This window comes from Pantoea sp. S-LA4, from assembly GCF_054482835.1.
Genome location: NZ_JBTLRC010000002.1, coordinates 2438520 through 2462274 on the forward strand (window position 1 = coordinate 2438520; position 23755 = coordinate 2462274).

Below are 23755 nucleotides of genomic sequence, written 5' to 3' on the forward strand. Positions count from 1 at the left end.
CGCACATTTCATCGACGTTTTAAGATTTTGCTCTCTGCCCGCTGACGCGGTTGCTGTAAGCCTGGCATAAACTCAGCCAAAGGTTCAGCAACGTCAGCGGATCAGGGCGCGGTGTCCGCTTCCAGCTGCAACAGATAGATCATCGCCTGCTGACGTGAATCGCCACACATGCTGTGCGCAGGCTGCAGGCCGGCACACACCGCGGGACGTAAGTCAGATCCAAACAGCTTGCAGCGCAAAGCCTCATCAAGCTGCACGCAGGGGGTGTTAGCGGGTTTGCCGTTGGGCATGCCGGGGATCGGTGAAGAGATGGAGGGCGCCGTACAACAGGCACCGCAGTGGCTACGGCATTGCATACTGTGCTCCGGCAGAGAAAGTCGCGGCGACAATAGCAGTCTGACGGCGTAATTGCCACGTCTGCCGCTGCCCCAGGTAAAATTTCACCGTCGCCATATTGCCAGTTTTCACCGGCGCGAGTAACGTGGCGCGCAATTCACTCTCAGAGATAGCAAAGAGAACAGCAATGCCAAAAGCGAATGAGATCAAAAAAGGAATGGCCGTTACCCATAACGGAAAACTGCTGCTGGTTAAAGATATTGATGTCCAGAGCCCAAGCGCGCGTGGCGCAGCCACCCTGTATAAGATGCGTTTCACCGATGTACGCACCGGAATGAAAGTAGAAGAACGCTTTAAAGGCGACGAGATCATTGATGCGATTTCGCTCAGCCGCCGCAGCGTCACCTTCTCTTATATAGACGGTGATGAGTACGTCTTTATGGACGACGAAGATTACACTCCCTATAACTTCAAAAAAGAGCAGATCGAAGAAGAGCTGCTGTTTATTCCTGAAGGCGGGATTCCGGGCATTCAGGTGCTGACGATGGAAGGCCAGGTGCTGGCGCTGGAACTGCCGCAAACCGTCGACATGGAAATTGTCGATACGTCGCCCGGCATTAAAGGCGCCTCGGCCAGTGCCCGCACTAAACCGGCTGGCATGAGCACCGGGCTGGTGGTTCAGGTACCGGAATACCTCAGCAACGGCGACCGCATCCGCATTCATATTGCCGAACGCCGTTATATGGGCCGCGCCGACTGATCGCACAGCCTGAACGTTGCCGGGTTGCCGATTGTTATATTATAACACTTTAACCCGGCTATGCTGACAGGAGGCGGACCGATGACACGGGTCAATCTGATCACCGGATTTTTAGGCAGTGGCAAAACCACGCTGTTATGTCATCTGCTGGCGGCAAAGCCTGCCAATGAACAATGGGCGGTGCTGGTCAATGAATTTGGTGAGATTGGTGTCGATGGCGCGCTGCTGGCGAACCGCGGCGCAACGTTAAAAGAGATCCCTGGCGGCTGCATGTGCTGCGTCAACGGCCTGCCGATGCAGGTCGGGCTCAATATGCTGCTGAAAAATAAACCGGACCGGCTGCTGATCGAGCCGACCGGTTTAGGCCATCCGCGTCAGTTACTGCAGATGCTGAGTTCCCCGACCTACCATTCCTGGCTGCAACTTAACGCCACCCTCACCCTGCTGGATGCCCGCCAGCTGGCCGATCCACGCGTGGTCGCCAATGAAAATTTCCGCGATCAGCTGGCCGCAGCAGACGTAATCATCGGTAACAAGCAGGATCGCTGGCAGCCGGAGGATTATCAGCGCTTAGCCCGCTGGCAACAGGATGCGCAGGATCAGCGGCCCTTTATTGCCACCGAATTTGGTCAGATTCCGCTGGCGCTGCTGGATACGCCGCGCGGCAAGCCACGCGAGCTGCCGGTGCCGCAGCATCATCATCCGGTGACTGCCGCGGTCAGCGGCGTCGCGGCACTGCGGCTGGAAGGTCAGGCACGCTGGCGTCGGGCGCTGAATCAGGGGCAGGACTATAGCGCCTGTGGCTGGCTGTTTGACCCTGAGACGCGGTTTGATCGGGCGGCGCTGCTGGAATGGGTCCGGCTGGCCCCAGGCGATCGGATAAAAGGCGTCATGCGCGTTGAAGAGGGATCGCTGAATATTAATCGTCAGGGCGCGGATCTGCAGCTTGAAACGCGATCGCTGCCACCCGCCGACAGCCGTATTGAGATCATTCATTCGCAGCAGGCTGACTGGAATAGACTACAATCGGCGTTGTTGAAGTGCCGTTTACGCTGACAAGGGTATCGTCGGCGGTTATTTTTTTAAATATGAGTTTAACTATGCGCGTAACTCGCCTTATAACCATCCTGCTGCTGAACGCATTAGGTGTGGTGCTATTCCTGTCATGGTATCTGCCACCTGAACATGGTTTCTGGTATGGCGTCGATAAATCCATTTTCTTTGGCTTTAATAGCCAGATGATTATCCATTCCGGCTTTGCGCTGCTCGTGGCGATCACTAACTATCGTGGCTTTGATGCGGTCTCGCTGCTGGCGATGGGTCTGCTTTATCTGTCGATCTGGCGAGGAGAAACCCCGCAGGCACGGCGACGGATGCTGGCTATCGGCATTACCATGCTGCTCACCGCGGTGGTGCTCAACCAGCTGGGCCATCTGCTGCCGGTGAAGCATTCCAGCCCGACGCTGTTCTTCGAAAACGTCCATCGGGTCAGTGAACTGACCGGTATTCCGGCCAAAGATGCCTCGAAAGACAGTTTCCCTGGCGACCACGGCATGATGCTGATGATCTTCGCCTGCTTTATCTGGCGTTATTTTGGTTTCGGTCGTTTTTTAATTGCGGCGGCGATTGTGGTTATTTTTTCACTGCCACGGGTGATGGCGGGCGCGCACTGGTTCACCGATATCGCTGTCGGTTCCCTTTCAGTGGTATTAGTGGGATTAAGCTGGTGGTTATTAACTCCGGCCAGCGATCTGCTGGTTAATTGGTTTTATCGCAAATTGCCGGGTAAATATAAGCCCCTGGCCTGAATGATAAGCGCGGGTGCAATAATGGCCTTATTCTTAGCCGCCCGCGCTTATAAAAAAACCCGATGCACTATTAGCAGGCTAATCAAATCCATTAAAAGAAAAGGTTATGACCGGCTTCATCGGTCAAATAATCCTCACGTTCGCTTGTCCATAAAGAAAATTCTCAATTAGCAGGCTATAGGCCGAATTAGCGCCATTTTGGTCCCCTGCTCTCACCATCATTTGACCACAATTGTTGCTAAATTAGTCAGTGTGTTAAGGTTTGATTTCACATCAGAAAAACCTATAAGAATTTGATTGAAAGCACTCGCCACGGCGTCTGGAATCAGTTAACCTCAGTCGCTGTGGGGTAACAGCATCAGAGAATTCGATTTTTTTTACAGTAAAAATGTGTCCATTAACACATTTTAGTAATTAAGGAATTGTCTTAGTCTGTTTCGCTTATTAATCTCCCTGTTTTGTCATCTGGCTGGCGACAATCTTGTCGTAAGGACATCGAAGGAAAACCCGAATAATGGTCAAGTCTCAACCAATACTGAGATATATCTGGCGAATCGTGCCTGCAGTGGCACTGGCAACTCTCCTCTCAGCTTGTAGCAGTACCCATAACGGTCAAAACGCGAATAACGAGAATCATGAAGTTAACAACCACAATGGTTTTTTACTTCAGGCGTCTCAGGATGAGTTTGAAGAAATGGTGCGTAACGTCGACGTTAAGTCGCGCATCATGGATCAATACGCTGTCTGGAAAGGCGTGCGCTATCGTCTGGGTGGCGATACCAAACGCGGTATCGATTGTTCCGCCTTTGTACAGCGCACCTTCCGCGATCAATTTGGCTTAGAACTGCCGCGCTCTACCTCAGAGCAGCAGGGCACCGGTAAAGAGATTTCGCGCACTAAACTGCGTCCTGGCGATCTGGTGCTGTTCCGTGCTGGTTCTACTGGCCGTCATGTTGGCATCTATCTCGGTAATGATAACTTCGTTCATGCTTCCACCAGCAGTGGTGTGATGATTTCAAATCTGAACGATGATTACTGGAAAAAGCGTTATCGTGAAGGGCGACGTGTATTAAGTCGTAACCCGACCTGATTACCGCCTTTGATCTCCTTCTCAGCCAGAGAATATGAAACGCTGCTAACGCAGCGTTTTTTTTCGTCTGTTGCCTTTACCCGCCTGAGACTGATGGCATGAAAACCATTGTCTTTCAAAAGAATATCGAGACATTCCCCGTCCTCTCGTTATATTCTCAGGCGCTTATACCGAAGCAGTCGTGCGCAATAACATAATAATAATTTTATCAGAGGAAGCACCTCATGCCACTGTCGGGGGCGCTGATGCGCCATGCAACCTATCCTCGTCGAATCGCATGGAGCAGCGCGATGATCGGCTGCCTGTTCTTTTTATTATTTACCGCACTGTCGCTTAACCATCTCTGGCACAAGCGCGAGCAGCAACATCAGCAGTTATTAGAAAACAGCCGAACAGCACTGCAGCAAACGCTCTCCTCACTGATTAACAACACACTCAGTCCCCTGCTTCCCTTTACCCAGGCTACCTGCCAGACCATCAATCGCGAACTGACCTCACGCGCCGCCTTTGCCGGTAATCTGCGCGCGATTCTGCTGGTGAATGACGGTAACGCCTTTTGCTCATCGGCCACCGGCAGCTTTAACCTGCCGCTCAACGTCATATCGCCAGGGAGTGATACAACGCGCGATATTGATCTGCAGCTGATGGGCGGAACCCCGCTGCAACCCGATAAACCGGCGCTGGCATTGTGGATCAGGAACCCTGGCAGCGCGCAGTCTGGCGTCTTTGCCACTCTCAATATTACCCTTGCGCCCTATCAGCTGTTGCCGTCATGGCGGCCGGAGATCTCTGGCATGGCGCTGGTGGCGCAGCGCAGCGCGTTAACCAGCTGGCAGTCAGGCGTGATCGACAACACTCTGCTGCCCCCGCCGCTGTTGCAACAGTCCCTGCCGGGTTACCCGCTGCAATTTGTGTTATATGGCACCACGCTGGCGCTCAGCGATTATCAAAATATTCTGCTAAGCAGCCTGCTGCTCTCTGTGCTGGTCACCGGCGGCTGCTGGCTGCTGCTGTCGGTCTGTCAGCGGCCAGGAAAAGATCTGATTCAGGGCATGAAGCGCGGCGAGTTTCATATTGAATATCAGCCGCTGGTCACCTCTCACGACGGTCAGCCCTACGGTATGGAAGCGCTACTGCGCTGGACGCATCCTGTTGAGGGACCGATCCCGCCGGATGTGTTTATCGGTTACGCCGAAGCGCAGAACCTGATTATTCCGCTGACCCGGCACCTGTTTCAGCTGGTCGCCCGCGATGCCCAACTGCTTTGCCATACCATTCCCCGTCATGCCAGCCTCAGTCTGAATATCTCGCCGCTGCACCTGGCCGATAGCGGTTTCCGCCAGGATGTGCTGCGCTGGCTCGACACCATGCCCGCCGCGCACTTTAACTACGTATTTGAAATCACTGAACGAGCCATGGTGCGCGATGAAAATGTCGGCGAACTGTTTGAGTGGCTGCATCAGCAAAAGATCAATATTGCGATTGATGACTTCGGCACCGGACACAGCGCGCTGATCTATCTGGAAAAATATGCCTTCGATTACCTGAAAATCGATCGCGGTTTCGTTCAGAGCATCGGCACCGATACCCTGACCTCGCCGGTGCTGGATACGGTGTTGCAGCTGGCGAAAAAGCTCAATCTTAAAAGCGTGGCGGAAGGCGTCGAGACCGGTGAACAGGCCGCCTGGCTGATCAATCGCGGTGTTACCCATCTTCAGGGTTACATTTTTAGTCGACCGCTGCGGCCTGAAACGCTGATAGACTATTTCCAGCGTCATAATGCCTGAATCGGAAAATCACAGGAGAGCGTAACCGTGGTGCTGCTTCGTGCTGGATTATTATTGCTGTGTGGTCTGCTCAGCAGCCCGTTGCTGGCTGCCAGCATCAAAGAAAGTTTCGCCTTCACGCAGGCCGGCGAAGCGAAATACCCGCCCGACTTCAGCCATTATGACTACGCCGATCCCAATGCTCCTAAAGGTGGCAGCATCACCATGGCGGTGGTGGGGACCTACGACAACTTCAACCGCTACGCCTCGCGCGGCAATCCCGGCATCAATACGGAAACCCTGTATGACGGGCTTTATACCGGTTCAGATGATGAACCCGGCAGCTATTACCCGCTGATTGCCCTGTCCGCCCGCTACGCCAGTGACTTTACGTGGATTGAGATCCGCCTGAATCCCCGTGCCCGCTTTCAGGATGGCACGCCCATCACCGCCGGGGATGTGGCATTTTCCTTTACCAAATTTATGACCGAAGGGGTACCGCAGTTTCGCGTCGCCTATCGCGGCGTGACCGTTAAGGCGCTGGATCGGCTGACGGTGCGGATTGATGCGCAGCAGCCGGACAAAGACCGGATGCTGGGCTTACTGACGCTGCCGGTGCTGGCGGAAAAATTCTGGCACGATAAAAAGTTCAACGAACCCCTGAGTTCACCGCCGCTGTCGAGCGGTCCTTATCGCATCACTAAGTGGAAGCTGGGCCAGTTTATTGAATACAGCCGGGTAAAAGATTACTGGGCCGCCGATCTGCCGGTTAACCGCGGGCGTTTTAATTTCGACCGCATCCGCTACGACTACTATCTGGATGACAATGTGGCGTTTGAAGCCTTCAAAGCGGGCGCATTCGATTTGCGGGAAGAGACCTCGGCCAAAAAATGGGCCACGCAATATCGCGGCCGCCATTTTGACGATCACAGTATTGTGAAAGAGACGTTGCCAAACGAAGCCGCCATTGATACCCGCTGGCTGGCGTTTAACAATGAAAAACCGCTGTTCCACGATCGTCGGGTCCGGCAGGCGCTGACGCTGGCGTTTGATTTCGAGTGGATGAACAAAGCCCTGTTCTATGGCGCTTATCAGCGTGCCAGCAGCTATTTCCAGAATACCGACTTTGCGGCCAGCGGCCTGCCCGACGCGCAGCAGCAGGCGTTGCTGGCCCCGTGGCGCGCGCAGTTGCCGCCTGAACTCTTCACTCAGCCTTACCATCCGCCCGTTACCGACGGCAGCGGTTACGATCGCGCCAGTCTGTTACGGGCATTTGCCTTGCTGAAACAGGCGGGCTGGCAGATTAACGATCGCCGGCTGGTGAATGCGAAAACCGGTCAGCCGTTTAAGGTTGAACTGCTGTTGCGCAGCGGAACCAATACCGAATGGGCGCTGCCGTTGCAGCACAATCTGTCGCGACTCGGCATCACTCTCAACCTGCGTCAGGTTGACAGTTCACAGTATCTGCGGCGGTTACGCGAAGGCGACTACGAGATGATCGCCACCGTTTATGGCGCGATGCCGATCCCCTCCTCCAGCCTGCAGGTTTACTGGCAGTCAGATTACATCGCCTCGTCGTGGAATACTGCGCGGGTTAAAGATCCGCTGGTCGATCACTTCGTGAAACAGATTGTGGCGCATCACGGCGATCTTCCGGCGATTCGGCCGCTGGCACAGGTGCTGGATCGTATTCTGTTGTGGAATGCCTATATGATCCCGATGTGGTACAACGCAGAGCAACGGCTGGCGTACTGGGATAAATTTTCCCATCCGGCCGGCAAACCGGCTTACAGCCTCGGGCTGGAAAACTGGTGGTATGACGTGAACAAAGCTGCCCGGCTGCCGGCCAGCAAACGCTAAGGAGTGGAACGTTGGCAACTTACTTTCTGCGCAGGCTGTTGCTGATTATTCCCACGCTGTGGGCGATCATCACCCTTAACTTTTTTATTGTGCAGATTGCGCCTGGCGGTCCGGTGGATCAGGCGCTGGCCAATATTCAGTTTGGTCAGACTACAGGGCTGGCGAGCGGCGGTGCCGACAGCGCGGCGTCCCGCGCCAGCCTGAATGCACTGAATCCCGCTGATAACCAGTATCGCGGCGCGCGCGGTCTGGACCCGGAGGTGATTGCCGAGATTAAGCAGCGCTACGGCTTTGATAAGCCGATCTGGCAGCGCTATGGCGAGATGTTGTGGAACTATGCCCGTTTTGACTTCGGCGACAGCCTGTTTCGCAGCGCCTCGGTGCTTCAGCTGGTTAAAGAGAGTTTGCCGGTCTCGATCAGCCTCGGCCTGTGGAGCACGCTGATTATCTATCTGGTGTCGATTCCACTGGGCATTCGCAAAGCGGTGCGCAATGGCAGCGCCTTTGATATCTGGAGCAGCACCTTCATCATTATTGGCTACTCCATTCCGGCTTTTCTGTTTGGCATCATGCTGATCGTGCTGTTTGCCGGCGGCAGCTATCTCGACTGGTTTCCACTGCGCGGTCTCACCTCACCGCAGCATGACAGCCTGCCCTGGTACGGCCAGGTACTCGATTACTTCTGGCACATCGCGCTGCCGGTACTGGCCACGGTGATTGGCGGCTTTGCCACTCTGACCATGCTGACGAAGAATGCCTTTCTGGATGAGATCCGTAAACTCTACGTGGTCACCGCCCGCGCCAAAGGCGTGCCGGAGCGCCGCATTCTCTACCATCATGTGTTTCGCAATGCGATGCTGCTGGTGATCGCCAGCTTCCCCGCCACCTTTATCAGCATGTTCTTCACCAGTTCGGTACTGATTGAGGTGATATTTTCACTTAACGGACTGGGATTGCTGGGCTACGATGCCACGCTGCAACGCGACTATCCGGTGATGTTCGGTACGCTCTATATTTTTACCCTGATCGGCCTGCTGATGAATATTCTCAGTGACTTAACTTATACGCTGGTCGATCCCCGCATTGATTTCGAGGGCCGCTGATGCGCTTGTCTCCCCTGAATCAGCAGCGCTGGCAGCGCTTTCGTCATAACCGACGCGGCTACTGGTCGCTGTGGATTTTCCTGGTGATTTTCCTGCTGTCGCTGGGCGCCGAACTGATCGCCAATGACAAGCCGCTGCTGGTGCATTACCAGCAGCGCTGGTATTTCCCGTTGCTGGTGGATTACAGCGAGACCGATTATGGCGGGGTGCTGCCAACCACCGCCGACTATCAGGACCCCTGGCTGCGGCAGCGCATCGATCAGCAGGGCTGGGCGATTTGGGCGCCGATCCGCTTCAGCGACAGCACCATCAATTTTGCTACTCAGGTGCCCTTCCCTTCACCACCGTCGGCGCAGAACTGGCTCGGCACCGACGCGACCGGCGGTGACGTAATGGCTCGCCTGCTGTACGGCACGCGCATTTCACTGCTGTTTGGCCTGCTGCTGACGCTGTTTTCCAGCGTGATCGGCATGGTGGTCGGCGCGGTACAGGGCTATTTCGGCGGCAGAGTGGATCTGATCGGACAACGACTGATTGAAGTCTGGTCCGGTATGCCCTCGCTGTTTCTGCTGATTTTGCTCTCCAGCGTGATTCAGCCCGGTTTCTGGTGGCTGCTGCTGGTCACGGTAACCTTTGGCTGGATGAGCCTGGTCAGCGTGGTACGGGCCGAGTTTCTGCGCACCCGAAACTTCGACTACATTCGCGCGGCCCAGGCGCTGGGGGTCAGTGACAGCCGGATTATGCTGCGCCACATGCTGCCAAATGCGATGGTGGCTACCCTGACTTTCCTGCCATTTATCCTGTGTGGATCGATTACCACGCTGACTTCGCTCGATTTCCTCGGATTCGGTTTGCCGCTGGGTTCGCCGTCGCTGGGAGAACTGCTGCTGCAGGGTAAAAATAATCTGCAGGCGCCCTGGCTGGGCCTGGCGGGCTTTTTCTCACTGGCGATCCTGCTGTCGCTACTGATTTTTATCGGCGAAGCGGTACGTGACGCCTTCGATCCGGGTAAAGGAGTCTGAATGGCTGCGCCACTGCTTGCTATCAACCATCTTTCTGTCGCCTTTCGTCAGGGCGAGCAGCTGCATCAGGTGGTTGATGAGGTTTCACTACGCGTCGAAGCCGGCGAAACCCTGGCGCTGGTCGGCGAGTCCGGTTCCGGCAAAAGCGTGACTGCCCTGTCGGTGATGCGGCTGCTGCATCCCTCGACGGTGGCCTATCCGGGCGGTGAGATTCTGTTTAACGGTGAGGATCTGTTGCGTGCCAGCGAGCAGCGGCTGCGCGGCATTCGCGGCGACCAGATCGCGATGATCTTTCAGGAGCCGATGGTGTCGCTGAATCCGTTGCATAACGTGGAGAAGCAGCTGTATGAAGTGCTGTCGCTGCATCGCGGATTACGACCTGCGGCGGCGCGCGGTGAAATTCTTGGCGTGCTGGAGCGGGTCGGGATTCGCCAGCCGGCCAGCCGGTTAAACGATTTCCCGCATCAGCTTTCCGGTGGTGAACGACAGCGGGTGATGATCGCCATGGCGTTGCTCACCCGGCCTGCATTACTGATTGCTGATGAGCCGACCACCGCGCTGGATGTGACGGTACAGGCACAGATTCTGCGGCTGCTGCGCGAGCTGCAACGTGAATTTAATATGGGGATGCTGTTTATCACCCATAACCTGAATATTGTGCGTCAGCTGGCCGATACCGTCAGCGTGATGCGTCAGGGAAAGGTGGTTGAGCAGAATCGCTGTCAGACGCTGCTGAGCCAGCCGCAGCATTCTTATACTCAGCAACTGCTGGCGGCCGAGCCGGAAGGGAAACCGCTACCGCTGCCCGCCGACGCGCCGGAGATTCTGCGGGTCGATCAACTTCAGGTCAGCTTCCCGCTGCGCCGCGGTCTGTTCCGCCGCCGGGTGGGCGAAAAACGGGCGCTTTCGGCACTGAGTTTTACGCTGCGGCGCGGCGAAAGCCTCGGGCTGGTAGGCGAATCCGGCTCAGGAAAAAGCACTACCGGGCTGGCGCTGCTGCGGCTGATTGAGGCCGGTGGCGAGGTCTGGTTCGACGGCCAGCCGCTGCATCAGCTGTCTCGGCGGCAACTGCTGCCACTGCGCCAGCGGATTCAGGTGGTGTTTCAGGACCCGAACTCTTCGCTTAATCCGCGGATGACGGTTCAGCAGATTATTGCCGAAGGGCTGGCGGTGCATCAGCCTGAGCTCAGCGCCCAACAGCAGGAGCAGCGGGTTAAGGCCGTGATGGCAGAGGTCGGGCTGGAGGCTGAAAGCCGCCATCGCTATCCGGCTGAATTTTCCGGCGGTCAGCGGCAACGTATCGCGATTGCGCGTGCGCTGATCCTCGAACCGGAGATGCTGGTGCTGGATGAACCCACCTCGTCACTGGATCGCACGGTACAAAAACAGATTCTGACGCTGTTACGCCGGTTGCAGCAGCAGCGTCAGCTGAGCTATCTGTTTATCAGTCACGATCTTGAGGTGGTGCGCGCGCTGTGCCATCAGCTTATTGTACTGCGTCAGGGAGAGGTGGTGGAACAGGGGGAATGTGAGACGCTGTTTGCGTCGCCGACTGCGGAATATACGCGCGAGCTGCTGCGCTCAGCGCAACTCAACCCGCGATAAAGGTTTCGGCAATCGCCACGCCCTGATTTTTCAGGCAGCAGTTAGTCGCGCTCTCGTCGCTGCGCTGGATAAACAGACAGGGCTGCCCTTCGCATTCGGCCACTTTACAATCGACCTGAATGTCAGCCAGCACCTCTTTGAGCTGCTGCAGGATCTCCCACGCCGGAATACCGTCATGGCTGATCAGACGCAGCGCGATAAAATCCTGATCGTCCAGCGTGCCGTCATCTGCTTCGATGGCACTATGATGATCGCTGGCCCAGCGAAAACGCTGTGGCAAGCGATGCACAATCGAAAGTTGCAGCATAGTTATCAATGTCCCCAAGAGAAATTTACTTCGCCATCCACGCCAGTGACGCCTGACCCGATGCCGGGTACCGTCAGAAACGGGACGTCAAGGCCCGCCTTCTCAATTCACACCAAAGCGGATCGCTGAATTTATTTTTTTGCGAGTGGTATCGCAATTCAGGCTATATGTACCGCGTTCGGCAGCACTTAACAATCATTTTAGACGCAATGTGGTTACTTTATTAGCTAAATATTTTCACATTATAGAAACAAAGTGACGTAACCGATCGGACCGCCCGGCGTAACCGTAGCGGCCTGATCGACTAAGCCCGCTTAACGCGAGGCGGATCGAGGACGGGAAGCGTAGAAAAAAAGCAGCAGAGAGAGCGTCGCGCACAACGCGATGGTGCCGACCATCGGCCAGGCGCTGTTAAAGCTGACCAGCGACAGCAGTGCGCCCACCAGCGCGCCAACGCCAAAGCGCAGCGTGCCGGCCAGCGAAGAGGCGGTGCCCGCCATATGCGGAAATTCGTCGAGGATCACCGCCATTGCATTCGATGAGACCATCGACACGCAGCCAATAAACATCGCCACGCCCATCACCAGCGGCAGAAAACCGAGATCGAGCGCACTGACGATCAGCAGCCAGATTCCCATACAGAACTGAATTAGCAGTCCCAGCCGGAACATCGCCACCGGACCAAACCGGCGCACCGCGCGGCTGTTGATCAGGGTTAAGATGAACAGGAACACCACGTTAAGGCCAAAGTAATAGCCAAAATTTTGCGGTGAGACGTGGTTCAGTTCAATGTAGACAAAGGGGCCGGCGTTGAGAAAGGTAAACAGCCCGGCAAACGAGAAGCCGCTCGACAGCATGTAGCTGAACGCGCGCTTGTGCCGGAACAGAATGACAAAATTACCCAGCGTGGTACGCAGATGAAAACGCTGTCGCTGCTCGGGCTTCAGGGTTTCACGAATCTGCGTGGTCACCAGCACGGTGGTGACCACCGCGGCAGCCGAGAGCGCCCAGAAGATGGCGTGCCAGTTCCAGATCAGCAGCAGCCAGCCGCCGATGATCGGTGCCAGCAGCGGCGCAATGGTGGTGATCAGCATCACGAAGGACATCATGCGCGAGAAGTCCTCTTTCGAGTAACTGTCGCGCATCAGGGCATTGATCACCACGCTGGCGGCGGCGGCAGATAAACCATGCAGAAAACGCATGGCGATCAGCTGATCGATACTCTGCGACAGCGCACAGGCCGCCGCGGCGACGGCGAAAATCAGGGTACCCAGCGCAATCACCGGCTTACGGCCATAGCTGTCGGCCAGCGGTCCGTAAATCAGCTGACCAATGGCAAAACCAAGGATATAAAGATTGAGCGTCATCTGCACGCTACCGGCAGAGACGCCAAATTCACGGGCAATTTGCGGCATTGCCGGCAGATACATGTCAATCGACAGCGGCATCAGCATCGCTAACAGACCGAGGATGACCACCAACCCTATCGGCGAATTCTTTTCCTTGCGCATAGCCTCTCCTGCCCTTGCTGGTTAAAACCGATCGGCCGCTGCGCCTTGCAGCCGGCCTGCACTGTTATTTCGCCTGCAGCTCTTTCGGCACGCCGATGCTGGCGATCTCTTCGGCGGTTAATGGCCGGTATTCACCCGGTTCCAGATCCACATCCAGCGAAATGTCCCCGATACGCTCGCGATGCAGACCCACCACCCGATTTCCTACCGCAGCAAACATCCGTTTCACCTGGTGATAACGCCCTTCGCTCAGGGTCAGCAGCACTTCCGTCGGCGTAATCACCTCCAGCTGCGCCGGTTTGGTCAGGCTTTTTTCGTTGTGCAGCTGCACACCGGCAGTAAACTGCGCGGCGGTGTCGTCGCTGACCGGTGACTCCAGCATCACCCGATAGGTTTTCTCGCAGTGATGGCGCGGCGAGGTAATACGGTGTGACCACTGACCATCATCCGTCAGCAGCACCAGCCCGGTAGTATCAATGTCGAGACGACCGGCGGCGTGCAGTTTGAATGCCATCGGCTCTTCGATAAAATAGATGATGGTCGGATGATCGGGATCGTCGGTTGAGCAGACGTAACCCTGCGGCTTGTTCAGCATAAAGTAGCGTGGTCCGGTCTGCATTTGCAGCACGTTGCCGTCATATTCGACTTCGTGGTCGGGCAGCAGTTTGAAGGCAGTGTCGCGCACCACTTCACCGTTTACGGTGACACGCTGGCCGCGGATCTCGCGATGGGCGATGGCACGGCTGATTTCCAGTTGCTGAGAGATGAATTTGTCGAGTCGCATGAATTCGTTTTGCCTGTTACTGCGGAGGGAACCTGAAACGGCCTGGTTAACCGTTGAAAATGTGCGGGAAGTATAACGTGATCCGCGCCCGCCTGACAGCGCGTTTACCGCGCTTTCGTGGCATAATTATCCCCAGTTTGTCAAAAGTGATAGCCATGTCTTTTACCTTACGCCCCTATCAACAGGACGCGGTCAATGCCACCGTTGCGCATTTCCGTCGTCATCATCATCCTGCGGTTATTGTGCTGCCGACCGGTGCCGGGAAAAGCCTGGTGATCGCCGAGCTGGCCCGGCTGGCGCGCGGCCGGGTGCTGGTGCTGGCGCATGTCAAAGAGCTGGTGGCGCAGAACCACAGCAAATATCAGGCCTACGGGCTGGAAGCGGATATCTTTGCCGCTGGCCTGCAGCGCAAAGAGAGTCAGCGCAAAGTGGTGTTTGGCAGCGTGCAGTCGGTGGCGCGCAACCTGGACCAGTTCGACAGCGCTTTTTCTCTGGTGATTGTCGATGAGTGCCACCGTATCGGCGATGACAAAGAGAGCCAGTATCAGCAGATTTTCAATCATCTGCGACAACATAACCCGCAGCTGCGGCTGCTCGGCCTGACCGCCACCCCGTTCCGTCTCGGTAAAGGCTGGATTTACCAGTTTCACTACCACGGTATGGTGCGCGGCGATGAAAAAGCGCTGTTCCGTGACTGTATCTATGAACTGCCGCTGCGCTACATGATTAAACATCAGTTTCTGGTGCCGCCGGAGCGGCTCGATATGCCGGTGGTGCAGTATGACTTCAGTCGCCTGACCGCCCAGGCCAACGGCTTATTCAGCGAAGCCGATCTTAACCGCGAACTGAAACAACAGCAGCGCGTGACGCCGCATATCATTCGTCAGATTGTTGAGTTCGCCGAAGATCGGCTGGGCGTGATGATTTTTGCCTCTACGGTCGAGCACGCGCGTGAAATTCTGCAACTGCTGCCCGCTAACAGCGCCCTGGTGTCGGCGGAGACGCCGGCCAAAGAGCGCGATGCGCTGATTGTGGCGTTTAAGGCGCAACAGCTGAAGTTCCTGGTTAATGTGGCGGTACTGACCACCGGTTTTGATGCGCCGCACGTTGATCTGATCGCCATTCTGCGCCCGACGGAATCGGTCAGCCTCTATCAGCAGATTGTCGGCCGCGGCCTGCGGCTGTCGCCGGGCAAAACAGACTGTCTGATCCTGGATTACGCCGGCAACCCGCACGACCTGTTTACGCCGGAAGTGGGCGCGCCCAAAGGTGCCAGTGATAATCAGCCGGTGCAGGTGTTTTGTCCCGCCTGCGGTTTCGCCAATACCTTCTGGGGCAAAGCCACCGCCGACGGCATGGTGATTGAGCATTTTGGCCGTCGCTGTCAGGGCGTACTGGAAGATGACGACGGTGAGCGCGAGCAGTGCGACTTCCGCTTCCGCTTCAAGAGCTGCCCCGACTGCGGCGCAGAAAATGATATTGCCGCCCGGCGCTGTCACCAGTGCGATAAAATTCTGGTCGATCCCGACGACATGCTGAAGGCCGCGCTGAAATTAAAAGATGCGCTGGTGCTGCGCTGCGGCGGTATGACGCTGGAACAGGGGCGCGATGCCAAAGGTGAATGGCTGAAAGCCACCTACTTCGATGAGGAAGGCACCAGCGTCAGCGAACGTTTTCGCCTGCAGACTCCAGCCCAGCGTAAGGCATTTGAACAACTGTTTATGCGTCCGCATCAGCGCGCGCCTGGCGTGCCGCTGGGCTGGCAGACCGCCGCTGATGTGCTGGCGCTGCAGCCGCTGCTGCGTCATCCCGACTTTGTGGTCGCGCGGGCCAAAGGCCAGTTCTGGCAGATCCGCGAAAAGATGTTTGATTATCAGGGCCGCTTCCGTCGCGCCAACGAGCTGCGTTAAGTACGGTGCCGGCGGGTATATCGTTTGCTACCACCTGGCATAACGGCTATACTGCCGCCCGCTTTTGCATGTGCATTAGCGGTATTGAATAACCTGCCTGTTACTGGGTCGCCTGTAGCAGGAATTAAAAAAGAGAGATATTGATGCTCACTATCAATGCAGTAGAACGTAAAGAGCAGGGTAAGGGTGCGAGCCGCCGCCTGCGTACAGCAAACCGTTTCCCGGCCATCATCTACGGTGGTTCTGAAGCGGCTGTTGCCATCGACCTGGATCACGACTCCGTAATGAACCTGCAAGCTAAGCCAGGTTTCTACGACGAAGTGCTGACCCTGTCTGTTGACGGTAAAGAAACCAAAGTGAAAGTTCAGGCTGTTCAGCGTCACCCGTTCAAGCCAAAACTGTTTCACATCGACTTCGTTCGCGCTTAATCGCCGGATAAGTTGAACGTAGAAGGGCCGGTTGCGAAACCGGCCCTTTTATTTTGCCGCCAGATACGGTTAAAGCCGGGCTCAGCCCTGATGCTTGTCAGTTAAGGTTACATTTGCAAAGGCTGTCACGGTCAGACGTGGCAGCTTTTTTTTGGGTGAGTGTGCCGGAGTGCGGGCCAGAGCACTTCTGCTGCTGCCGGGCCGTCCTCGCGCCGCTGCGCGGTACCTTCGGCTTTAACGTCGTGCCGACGAACCGTTCGGGGATCGGCCCTCCCTGGCCGGCCCCGAACTCTCCACGCTTCCCGGCGTGACGTTCTGGCCCAACGTCACGCCTCAGCGCTGCGGATAGCCCTTTCAGCAGCAGAGGCGCTCAGGCCTCTACCATCGTGCCCTTTTTAACAGCACGCACTGAAGCTTCAGAGCAGGCTGGGGCCGATCAGGGGCAGGCAATCCGCAGCGCTGAACATTAGCCAGGAGAGCCCGCAGGACGCGGGCGAAAGGCGGGGCGGCACAGGATGTGCCATCCCCGGCGGTCCGTCAGGCAGACGAATGAAGTGAAGGAACCGCGCAGCGGCGCGAGGACCGCCAGCCCCTGAGCGGCACCAGACTGCGTTATCACCTGTCGCTTAACTAACGAGTATTAAGGCTCAGCCCGGCTTTTTTATTTGCTGCTGGTCCGGCGCTGCAGCTGATCGCGCAGGTTCGGCGGCGTCCCTTTGATGGTCAGGGTATCGGTAGCCGGGTCCCAGAAAATGCGCTCGCCGAGCAACATCGCATCAAAGTTCAGCGTCAGTCCCCCGCCGCTGCCGGCAAATTTGGTTAACTGTCGCAGGGTGCTGCGGTCGGCCGGGAAGCTCTCTTCCAGTTCATAGCCCTGTTCCTGGGTGAACGCCTGAAAGGTTTTTTCGCCCAGCGGCGGCAATTCACCCGACAGCTCTTCCAGCGCGATCTCCTCGCCCGCCTGCAGCTGCTCGTTGCAGTAGCTGTAGACCTGCTGACGGTAGTTCTGACGCTCCTGCTTATCGAGATTTGACTCGCTGCAGTAATCATCCACCGCCTGCAACAGACCGCGGTTCTGCGCTTTGGTGTCTAATCCCACTTCCGCACCGAGGAAATCCATAAAGAAGTCAGCCACTTTACGTCCGACGCGGCCGCGCAGGAAAGTCAGGTAACGGGTCGATTCCGGATTAGTTTCCCATTCGGTCAGGTCGATACGCGCCACAATGTCGGCATGATTAATGTCGAGATAGTGGGTACTGCTGATGTCCATCTGCTCATTGACGCGCATGCTCGACTGGCTGTTAAGCACCGCAATCAGCAGATACTCCACGGCCAGGTAGCGATAGTGAACAAACAGCACCACGCCGCCTTCGGCAAACGGATATTTTGCCAGCTCATCGCGCAGGCGACCGGTGGCCGCGCGGCTAAAAGCGAGAAAATCATCGTTGCCCTGGCGACAATTACGCAGCGCCTCCGCCAGTTCACTCTCAGGATTGAACAGGCCATAGGCTTTGCTCTTCGCGCTGTAAACCCGGTGCAGCTCCTCCACCATGGCGTTAACTGTGTTAGTGGCTGGTAACAGCGAATCACGTAGCACCAGTTCAAGCTGGTTTTCATCGCGTTTAATTAACTGATGCAGGGCAATCTGGTCGATATCCAGACTCATGGTAGACTCTCCTTTTAGCACAGGCGCGTATTCAAACACCGCCGGCATCGGCTTTCAACTCCATGCGTAAAGCGAACAGTGCGCTTTCGATAAAATTGCGGAAAAAAGGTCGCTGTTCCGGTAATATATCGCCTTTTGAAATGAGCTTAGATAACGATATGCCACAATCTTCCCGTTACAGTGACGAACGCGTGGAACAACTCCTCGCGGAAATGGCCCAAATCCTGCAGAAGGACAAGGCGCCGACCGATCTCTCCCTGATGGTACTGGGAAATATGGTGACCAACTTAATTAACAGCGATGTCGCCCCTGCGCAACGTCGTTCACTGGCACGATCTTTCGCTGATGCCCTGCAGGCGTCGGTACGTGACGATAACGCCCATTAATTTGCTGATTTGATCTCATAATATGGTAACCAACCGGCAGCGCTACCGCGAAAAAGTCTCCCAGATGATCAGTTGGGGTCACTGGTTTGCTCTGTTTAACATCCTTTTCGCGCTGATTTTAGGCAGTCGCTACCTGTTGGTTGCTGACTGGCCTTCTTCGCTGGCGGGGCGTGTCTACGCCTATAGCAGCTGGGTAGGTAACTTCAGTTTTATCGTCTTTGCCGCCTATCTGCTGATTATCTTCCCGCTGACCTTTGTGGTGATGTCGCAACGGCTGTTGCGGGTGATCTCGGCGGTGGTCGCCACCGCGGGCCTGACGCTGATCATGGTCGACAGCGCGGTGTTCAGCCGCTTCCACCTGCACCTGAACCCGGTGGTGTGGGAGTTGGTGATCAACCCCGATCAGAGTGAGATGGCGCGTGACTGGCAGCTGATGTTTATCAGCGTCCCGCTGATTTTCCTGGTACAGATGCTGTTTGCTACCTGGAGCTGGCAGAAGCTGCGCAGCCTTAATCGTCGTTCATTTGGTAAACCGGTCGCGGCACTGTTTATCAGCGCCTTCTTTGCCAGCCATCTGATGTATATCTGGGCCGATGCCAACTTCTATCGCCCGATCACCATGCAGCGCGCCAACCTGCCGCTCTCCTATCCGATGACTGCCCGACGCTTTCTGGAACGTCACGGCTTGCTGGATGCGCAGGAATATCAGCGTCGTCTGGTGCAGCAAGGCGATCCGGAAGCGTTATCGGTTGAGTATCCGCTGAGTGAGATTACCTTCCGTGACGCCGGTACCCGCAATAACCTGCTGGTACTGACCGTGGATGGTCTGAATAACGCCACGCTGGCGAAAGCGCTGCCGCAGCTGAATCAGTTTGCCAGTGAAAACGTGCGCTTTACCCAGCACTACAGCGCCGGCGATACGCCGGAGAAAGGGCTGTTTGGCCTGTTTTACGGCATCTCGTCCAGCTACATGAACGGGATACTGGCGTCACGTACGCCGTCCGCGCTGCTCGGCGCGCTCAGCACCCAGGGCTATCAGTTTGGCCTGTTCTCGTCGGAAGGATTTAATCCGCCGCTTTATCGCCAGGCGCTGCTGACCGATTACTCGCTGCCCGCCAGCACCAGTCAGCCTAACGCCAGTACCGTTACGCAGTGGCAGAACTGGCTGGACAAACAGAACGGTGCCAGCAATCCGTGGTTCTCATGGGTGGCGCTGAATGGCCCGACCGTCACCGGCGACAACGCCAAAGCGCGCCAGCGCAGCTATCTGCGTCAGGCACCGTCGGTCGATGAACAGATTCACGCGGTGCTGACTACCCTGCAGGCACGCGATCTGCTGAAAAATACCGTGGTGGTGATTACTGCCCAGCGCGGACTGGCACTGAACGGTGATCCTGATAGCGCCGGTAACCGTGAAACCCTGCAGGTGCCGCTGGTGATTCACTGGCCGGATACCCCAGCGCAAACCGTTGATCGTCTTTCCGATCATCAGGATGTGATGGCGACGCTGATGCAACGTCTGCTGCATGTACGCACCAATCCGGTTAACTACTCACAGGGTGAAGATCTGTTTGCCGCGCGCCGTCGCCACGACTGGGTTGCCAGCAGTGAAGAGAACAAGCTGGTGATTACCACGCCACAGGTGACGCTGGTGTTGAACAATAACGGCAGCTATCGCGCCTATGATGCGCAGGGCAAGGCGTTAAAAGATCATAAACCGGAGCTGGCGTTGCTGTTACAGGTGCTGACGGAAGAGAAACGTTTTATCGCTAACTGATTAATAATGAGGCAAATAGTCGGCTGGTGTCTTGCATTCATGGCGGGAACCAGTAGACTAATCCTCCAGTGTTCGGCACGTAGCGCAGCCTGGTAGCGCACGGTCATGGGGTGTCCGGGGTCGGAGGTTCAAATCCTCTCGTGCCGACCAAATTCCCTGAAGAAGCAGCCCAAAAGGCTGCTTTTTTCGTTTCTCAATGCGAATATGCGGTCTTTATCTCTCCGCTGAGATCAGCGCACTGATCTTCAGCTCCAGGCTTTATCCGCGTCCCCTTCCCGCTTTACACCGCATCATCACACGCAACGCCGGTTATCCTGATGCAGTGGTTGAAAACAGGCATAGCCTCATTTTTGTCATCAAACGGTCACTTTGCTCGCACTCTGCCTATTCCGATCTATACTGAAGATCGTGTGGGTAACGATAGGAGAGTTCATGACAGCAATCGAAAAAGACGATCCAACCGAAGCACCAGAGTCCGGCGATAAGCAACAAACACCGCCAGACAAGAAGTAACCCACTAAGGCCGCGCCAGACGCGGCCTTTTCTATGGCTGCGCTTTCAGAAAACTTCGCCGTGTCAGCTAACATCTGTCATGCATTCAGCCGGTTACAGGTTGCATCGAAATCCAGTCTGCCTCACAAAATAAGCACAACGCGACGCCAATTCATCAAACTGAAACAAAAATGTCACAGAAAATGTCTACTCTGAACTCCCCTGAAATTGACGGATAATTTTTATGGCGATCAAAGCGAAAAGCCTGAAGGATGCAGAAGCGTTGTTGCATTCAGGCATTAGCAAAGTGGAACTGGCGTATGACATTGGCAGCGACGACTTCTTTCGTCTGGCGAGCCACTGGTGCGACCGTGGCGCTCGCATCAGCAAAGGTCACCACCATTTTGTCGTTTCACTGAAAAGTTTTGCTATCCCGCCGAACGATTGATCGCTGCGGACGGCTTGCCCCACCCTTCCCGGCCTGATTTAATGCCTTTTTAGCTTCAGTCAGGCACCGCATGCGCTATCCCGACGTTCCGCTGCCGCCTCCCGCAGGCGGCTTTATCCTTTCTCAGCATCTGAGCGACATCGATCCCTGGCTGGCGGTGAGCCGCTTCAACCCGCAACATTACCGTGATGCACTCGCCACCGCATGGGGCATACCGCTGCCCGACCGACTGACACAGGCGGTGAACACGCGGCGGGCCGAATATCTCGCCAGCCGGCAACTGGCTCGCACAGTAATGACGCAACTGGGCATTGATGACTTCATTCTGACGAATGCGCCCGACCGCTCGCCTTGCTGGCCCGACGACGTGCAGGCTTCGCTGTCGCACAGCGCCGGTGTGGTGGCGCTGGCAGTGACCCGTCAGCCCGGCTGCTGTATCGGCGTGGATGTTGAGCAGCTGATGTCAGAGGCGACGGCCAATGAAACCGCCGAACTGCTGATGACGTCCCACGAGCAGCAACGGCTGCGCGCACTGCCCATCGGTTTTAATGCGGCGGCTACCCTGCTGTTTTCGCTGAAAGAGTCACTTTATAAAGCGCTGTGGCCACAGCTGCATCAGCCAATGGATTTTCAGCAGGCAGTGCTGGAAACAGTTGATCTCAGCCGTCAGTGCGCGACGTTGCGGCTCACCGATCACTTCAGCGATCGCTTTACCCAGGGCACAACCTTGCAGGCAGAGTTTTTATGGCGGGAGCATAGCGTGATAACCCTGCTGACACATCAGGGATAAAAAAACCGGCTAAGCAAAACGGCTTAGCCGGGGTAAACACATGACGACAGAAGAAGTTCCAGGATGGCAGAGAGCAGGGCTCTCTGCTGATTTTCAGGATAACCCGTTAGCCGCAGAGGCAGCCAATATGCCTTTTTGCTAAGCTTTGCCAGCCTGCATCAAAGCCCGGTATCGGTGCGTTGTACCGAGTCCAGCGTCGCCTGTTCGCGCTCACTGCCGGTCAGTTCAGTCAGCTGCCCTTCCCGCATCTCCAGCAACCGATCGGCGTGGATAAAGTAGTGATCATCATGGCTGATAGCGAACACCGTTTTGCCGGCCGCCTGCAGCCAGGGCAGCAGTTCACGATAGAAGATACGGCGAAAATGCGGGTCCTGATCCGCCGCCCATTCATCCAGCAGCAGCACATCCCGCTCTTCGGCTACCGCCAGCAGCAGCGCCAGCCGTTTGCTCTGCCCTTTAGAGAGCTGCAGATTCAGCACCTTATTGCCCTCAATCTTCAGCTTGTCCTGCATTTTCAGCCGCTCCAGCCACTGCTGCACCAGCGCCGGATTCGCCGGTATTCCTTCATGACCAATCAGCCGATCAAACAGGTGCACATCGGTGAAGACGGCGGAGAAGTGCTGACGCCAGCGATCCAGCCCGTCCGCGTCTATCGGCTGGCCATCCAGCAGCAGCGTGCCAGACTGAGGCTGATAAAGACCGGTCAGCAGCATCGCCAGCGTCGATTTACCGCTGCCGTTGCCGCCAATCAGAAACAGCAGTTCACCGCGGTGCAGCGTCAGGTTAATCGGGCCAACCTTAAAGCCGTTTTCACCGTAATGAAAACAGACATCGCGCAGTTCCAGCGTCTGCCAGCTTGCTTTTGACGGTGAGGCATGGAAATCAGGCTGATAAGGCGCAAGATCAAAGGCATTGAGTTTGCGGAATGCGACCTGCGCACTGAGCAGGGTCGGCAGCGCGCCCACGGCCGACAGCAGCGGCGTGCGAAGAAACAGCAGCGTCAGAGAAAAGGTCGCCGCCACCGCGGTATTGGCCCAGCCCAGGCTGTTGGCCATAAAAAAGACCATGCCGATCGCGCCCAGCGTCATAATGTTGGACCAGTTCACGGCGCTGAGATGATAGGTATCGGCACGCACAATATGATGTCGCCAGGCGGTGGCATCTTCCTGATAGACCGTTTCATAGATCTGACGGGCGCGCTCGCGGTTGAGCTGCAACTCTTTACGCCCATCAATCACCGTCTGGTAGTCACGGTAGAGATGATCTTCAATTTCACGCAGCTTCGCCATGTGCTGATAGACGCGGGAAACCAGCAGCCAGCCACCGATCAGCGTGACGGCCAGCCAGCCGCTGGTCACCAGCAGCATTTTGGGTGACAGCCACGCCAGATAAAACGCCGAGCCGAGCGTAATGATAATGCCCTGGATCAGCTCCGGCAGACGCACAAAGGCCAGGGTAATAGCACGCACGTCGCTGGTCAGTCCCGCCAGCAGCTGCGCGCTGCCGAGCTGCTCGATGCGCTCCACCCGGGTATCCAGAATACGTTTGATAAATTCACCGCGCATCCGCCAGACAAACTGATGGCCGAGCATGGTCAGCGCCAGCTGGGAAGCCAGCGTCACCGCCATCAGCACCACCAGCTGTAGCAGGAATTGCGGCAGAACCGCATAGGAGCTATTGATCGCAACGATCATTTCGCGGTTGATAAAGGCAATCATGCCAATACCCAACACCGCGCTCAGCAGCGTCAGCGCAATAACCCCGATAAAAGGCCAGCGAAACTGGCGAAAAACAACGCTTAACAACGTCATGCAGGCAATCCAGCAGTCGAAAAACAGCCTGCAGTGTAATGTGATGCAAAATGATAGCAATAGTTATTCGCAACGCTTCGCGGGTCGCGCAGCGG

At 56.2% G+C, this 23755-nt stretch carries 21 protein-coding genes and 1 tRNA gene; 16 read left to right on the forward strand and 6 right to left on the reverse strand.

The genetic code is table 11. From position 1 onward, the window contains the following. Positions 1-101: 101 nt before the first annotated feature. Positions 102-356, reverse strand: a complete 255-nt coding sequence (locus tag ACX3P5_RS12250; protein ID WP_233987575.1) for a YkgJ family cysteine cluster protein — start codon at positions 354-356, stop codon at positions 102-104. A gap of 167 nt (positions 357-523) precedes the next feature. Here ACX3P5_RS12250 and yeiP point away from each other — a divergent pair, with 167 nt between their 5' ends. The 9 genes from yeiP to yejF all read left to right on the forward strand — a co-directional run bounded on the left by yeiP (position 524) and on the right by yejF (position 11350). Beyond that, the gene (gene yeiP, locus ACX3P5_RS12255; RefSeq protein ID WP_336755629.1) at positions 524-1096 is read left to right on the forward strand and encodes an elongation factor P-like protein YeiP; all 573 of its coding nucleotides are present in this window, start codon (positions 524-526) and stop codon (positions 1094-1096) included. 81 nt (positions 1097-1177) lie between these two features. Further along, positions 1178-2152 (forward strand): CobW family GTP-binding protein, encoded by a 975-nt coding sequence (locus ACX3P5_RS12260; protein WP_458968779.1) that lies wholly within the window; start codon positions 1178-1180, stop codon positions 2150-2152. Between the two features lie 44 nt (positions 2153-2196). Further along, on the forward strand, positions 2197-2904 hold the full coding sequence (locus tag ACX3P5_RS12265; RefSeq protein ID WP_233987572.1) for a phosphatase PAP2 family protein: 708 nt from the start codon (positions 2197-2199) through the stop codon (positions 2902-2904). 514 nt (positions 2905-3418) lie between these two features. Beyond that, positions 3419-3994: a bifunctional murein DD-endopeptidase/murein LD-carboxypeptidase gene (gene mepS, locus ACX3P5_RS12270; RefSeq protein ID WP_031377229.1), complete on the forward strand. Its 576-nt coding sequence runs from the start codon at positions 3419-3421 to the stop codon at positions 3992-3994. A 224-nt stretch (positions 3995-4218) separates the two neighbouring features. Next, positions 4219-5781, forward strand: a complete 1563-nt coding sequence (locus tag ACX3P5_RS12275; RefSeq protein WP_233987571.1) for a cyclic di-GMP phosphodiesterase — start codon at positions 4219-4221, stop codon at positions 5779-5781. A 30-nt stretch (positions 5782-5811) separates the two neighbouring features. Beyond that, on the forward strand, positions 5812-7620 hold the full coding sequence (locus tag ACX3P5_RS12280) for an extracellular solute-binding protein (protein WP_458969184.1): 1809 nt from the start codon (positions 5812-5814) through the stop codon (positions 7618-7620). An 11-nt stretch (positions 7621-7631) separates the two neighbouring features. Next, complete coding sequence (locus ACX3P5_RS12285; RefSeq protein WP_458968780.1) at positions 7632-8723, forward strand: microcin C ABC transporter permease YejB; 1092 nt, start codon at positions 7632-7634, stop codon at positions 8721-8723. Continuing rightward, positions 8723-9745 carry an ABC transporter permease gene (locus tag ACX3P5_RS12290; protein ID WP_336755633.1) on the forward strand — a complete coding sequence of 341 codons (1023 nt, stop codon included), beginning with the start codon at positions 8723-8725 and terminating at the stop codon, positions 9743-9745. The genes ACX3P5_RS12285 and ACX3P5_RS12290 overlap by 1 nt, the downstream gene beginning before the upstream one ends. Further along, positions 9746-11350, forward strand: coding sequence for a microcin C ABC transporter ATP-binding protein YejF (yejF, locus tag ACX3P5_RS12295; protein WP_458968781.1), 1605 nt, complete (start codon positions 9746-9748; stop codon positions 11348-11350). It begins immediately after the preceding gene. Here yejF and ACX3P5_RS12300 read toward each other — a convergent pair. The 3 genes from ACX3P5_RS12300 to rsuA all read right to left on the reverse strand — a co-directional run bounded on the left by ACX3P5_RS12300 (position 11337) and on the right by rsuA (position 13952). After that, positions 11337-11657 carry a YejG family protein gene (locus tag ACX3P5_RS12300; protein ID WP_233987567.1) on the reverse strand — a complete coding sequence of 107 codons (321 nt, stop codon included), beginning with the start codon at positions 11655-11657 and terminating at the stop codon, positions 11337-11339. The genes yejF and ACX3P5_RS12300 overlap by 14 nt on opposite strands. 314 nt (positions 11658-11971) lie before the next feature. After that, positions 11972-13168 (reverse strand): Bcr/CflA family multidrug efflux MFS transporter, encoded by a 1197-nt coding sequence (locus ACX3P5_RS12305; protein WP_336755635.1) that lies wholly within the window; start codon positions 13166-13168, stop codon positions 11972-11974. 64 nt (positions 13169-13232) lie between these two features. Next, positions 13233-13952 (reverse strand): 16S rRNA pseudouridine(516) synthase RsuA, encoded by a 720-nt coding sequence (rsuA, locus tag ACX3P5_RS12310; protein ID WP_458968782.1) that lies wholly within the window; start codon positions 13950-13952, stop codon positions 13233-13235. Between the two features lie 155 nt (positions 13953-14107). Here rsuA and ACX3P5_RS12315 point away from each other — a divergent pair, with 155 nt between their 5' ends. Both ACX3P5_RS12315 and rplY read left to right on the forward strand, forming a co-directional pair. Beyond that, a complete protein-coding gene (locus tag ACX3P5_RS12315) occupies positions 14108-15862 on the forward strand; it encodes a DEAD/DEAH box helicase (protein ID WP_094121673.1) in 1755 nt (584 codons plus the stop codon). A 143-nt stretch (positions 15863-16005) separates the two neighbouring features. Further along, positions 16006-16290, forward strand: coding sequence for a 50S ribosomal protein L25 (gene rplY, locus ACX3P5_RS12320; protein ID WP_013358540.1), 285 nt, complete (start codon positions 16006-16008; stop codon positions 16288-16290). 661 nt (positions 16291-16951) lie between these two features. On the opposite strand, the gene yejK is transcribed toward rplY, so the two are convergent. Continuing rightward, the gene (gene yejK, locus ACX3P5_RS12325) at positions 16952-17956 is read right to left on the reverse strand and encodes a nucleoid-associated protein YejK (protein WP_233987563.1); all 1005 of its coding nucleotides are present in this window, start codon (positions 17954-17956) and stop codon (positions 16952-16954) included. A gap of 158 nt (positions 17957-18114) precedes the next feature. Between yejK and ACX3P5_RS12330 the strand changes: the two genes are divergently transcribed. From ACX3P5_RS12330 to ACX3P5_RS12350, 5 genes are all read left to right on the forward strand, one after another. Further along, a complete protein-coding gene (locus ACX3P5_RS12330) occupies positions 18115-18342 on the forward strand; it encodes a YejL family protein (RefSeq protein ID WP_009089108.1) in 228 nt (75 codons plus the stop codon). 22 nt (positions 18343-18364) lie between these two features. Then, positions 18365-20119, forward strand: a complete 1755-nt coding sequence (gene yejM, locus ACX3P5_RS12335; RefSeq protein ID WP_458968783.1) for an LPS biosynthesis-modulating metalloenzyme YejM — start codon at positions 18365-18367, stop codon at positions 20117-20119. 73 nt (positions 20120-20192) lie between these two features. Next, positions 20193-20269 (forward strand) — tRNA-Pro (locus ACX3P5_RS12340). A gap of 586 nt (positions 20270-20855) precedes the next feature. Then, entirely contained in the window at positions 20856-21059 is a 204-nt protein-coding gene (locus ACX3P5_RS12345; RefSeq protein ID WP_031377240.1) for a hypothetical protein, read from the forward strand. Between the two features lie 70 nt (positions 21060-21129). Next, entirely contained in the window at positions 21130-21849 is a 720-nt protein-coding gene (locus tag ACX3P5_RS12350) for a 4'-phosphopantetheinyl transferase family protein (RefSeq protein WP_458968784.1), read from the forward strand. A gap of 158 nt (positions 21850-22007) precedes the next feature. Here ACX3P5_RS12350 and ACX3P5_RS12355 read toward each other — a convergent pair whose 3' ends face one another. Beyond that, complete coding sequence (locus ACX3P5_RS12355; protein ID WP_233987560.1) at positions 22008-23660, reverse strand: multidrug ABC transporter permease/ATP-binding protein; 1653 nt, start codon at positions 23658-23660, stop codon at positions 22008-22010. Positions 23661-23755 lie beyond the last annotated feature (95 nt).

Bases quoted from the DNA above. Each gene is read 5' to 3' on its own strand.
- yejK (WP_233987563.1), bottom strand. From the start codon at position 17,956: ATGAGTCTGGATATCGACCAGATTGCCCTGCATCAGTTAATTAAACGC.
- ACX3P5_RS12265 (WP_233987572.1), top strand. From the start codon at position 2,197: ATGCGCGTAACTCGCCTTATAACCATCCTGCTGCTGAACGCATTAGGT.
- ACX3P5_RS12330 (WP_009089108.1), top strand. From the start codon at position 18,115: ATGCCACAATCTTCCCGTTACAGTGACGAACGCGTGGAACAACTCCTC.
- yeiP (WP_336755629.1), top strand. From the start codon at position 524: ATGCCAAAAGCGAATGAGATCAAAAAAGGAATGGCCGTTACCCATAAC.
- ACX3P5_RS12250 (WP_233987575.1), bottom strand. From the start codon at position 356: ATGCAATGCCGTAGCCACTGCGGTGCCTGTTGTACGGCGCCCTCCATC.
- ACX3P5_RS12300 (WP_233987567.1), bottom strand. From the start codon at position 11,657: ATGCTGCAACTTTCGATTGTGCATCGCTTGCCACAGCGTTTTCGCTGG.
- ACX3P5_RS12305 (WP_336755635.1), bottom strand. From the start codon at position 13,168: ATGCGCAAGGAAAAGAATTCGCCGATAGGGTTGGTGGTCATCCTCGGT.
- yejM (WP_458968783.1), top strand. From the start codon at position 18,365: ATGGTAACCAACCGGCAGCGCTACCGCGAAAAAGTCTCCCAGATGATC.
- ACX3P5_RS12355 (WP_233987560.1), bottom strand. From the start codon at position 23,660: ATGACGTTGTTAAGCGTTGTTTTTCGCCAGTTTCGCTGGCCTTTTATC.
- ACX3P5_RS12260 (WP_458968779.1), top strand. From the start codon at position 1,178: ATGACACGGGTCAATCTGATCACCGGATTTTTAGGCAGTGGCAAAACC.
- ACX3P5_RS12315 (WP_094121673.1), top strand. From the start codon at position 14,108: ATGTCTTTTACCTTACGCCCCTATCAACAGGACGCGGTCAATGCCACC.
- ACX3P5_RS12345 (WP_031377240.1), top strand. From the start codon at position 20,856: ATGGCGATCAAAGCGAAAAGCCTGAAGGATGCAGAAGCGTTGTTGCAT.
- yejF (WP_458968781.1), top strand. From the start codon at position 9,746: ATGGCTGCGCCACTGCTTGCTATCAACCATCTTTCTGTCGCCTTTCGT.
- rsuA (WP_458968782.1), bottom strand. From the start codon at position 13,952: ATGCGACTCGACAAATTCATCTCTCAGCAACTGGAAATCAGCCGTGCC.
- rplY (WP_013358540.1), top strand. From the start codon at position 16,006: ATGCTCACTATCAATGCAGTAGAACGTAAAGAGCAGGGTAAGGGTGCG.
- mepS (WP_031377229.1), top strand. From the start codon at position 3,419: ATGGTCAAGTCTCAACCAATACTGAGATATATCTGGCGAATCGTGCCT.
- ACX3P5_RS12290 (WP_336755633.1), top strand. From the start codon at position 8,723: ATGCGCTTGTCTCCCCTGAATCAGCAGCGCTGGCAGCGCTTTCGTCAT.
- ACX3P5_RS12275 (WP_233987571.1), top strand. From the start codon at position 4,219: ATGCCACTGTCGGGGGCGCTGATGCGCCATGCAACCTATCCTCGTCGA.
- ACX3P5_RS12350 (WP_458968784.1), top strand. From the start codon at position 21,130: ATGCGCTATCCCGACGTTCCGCTGCCGCCTCCCGCAGGCGGCTTTATC.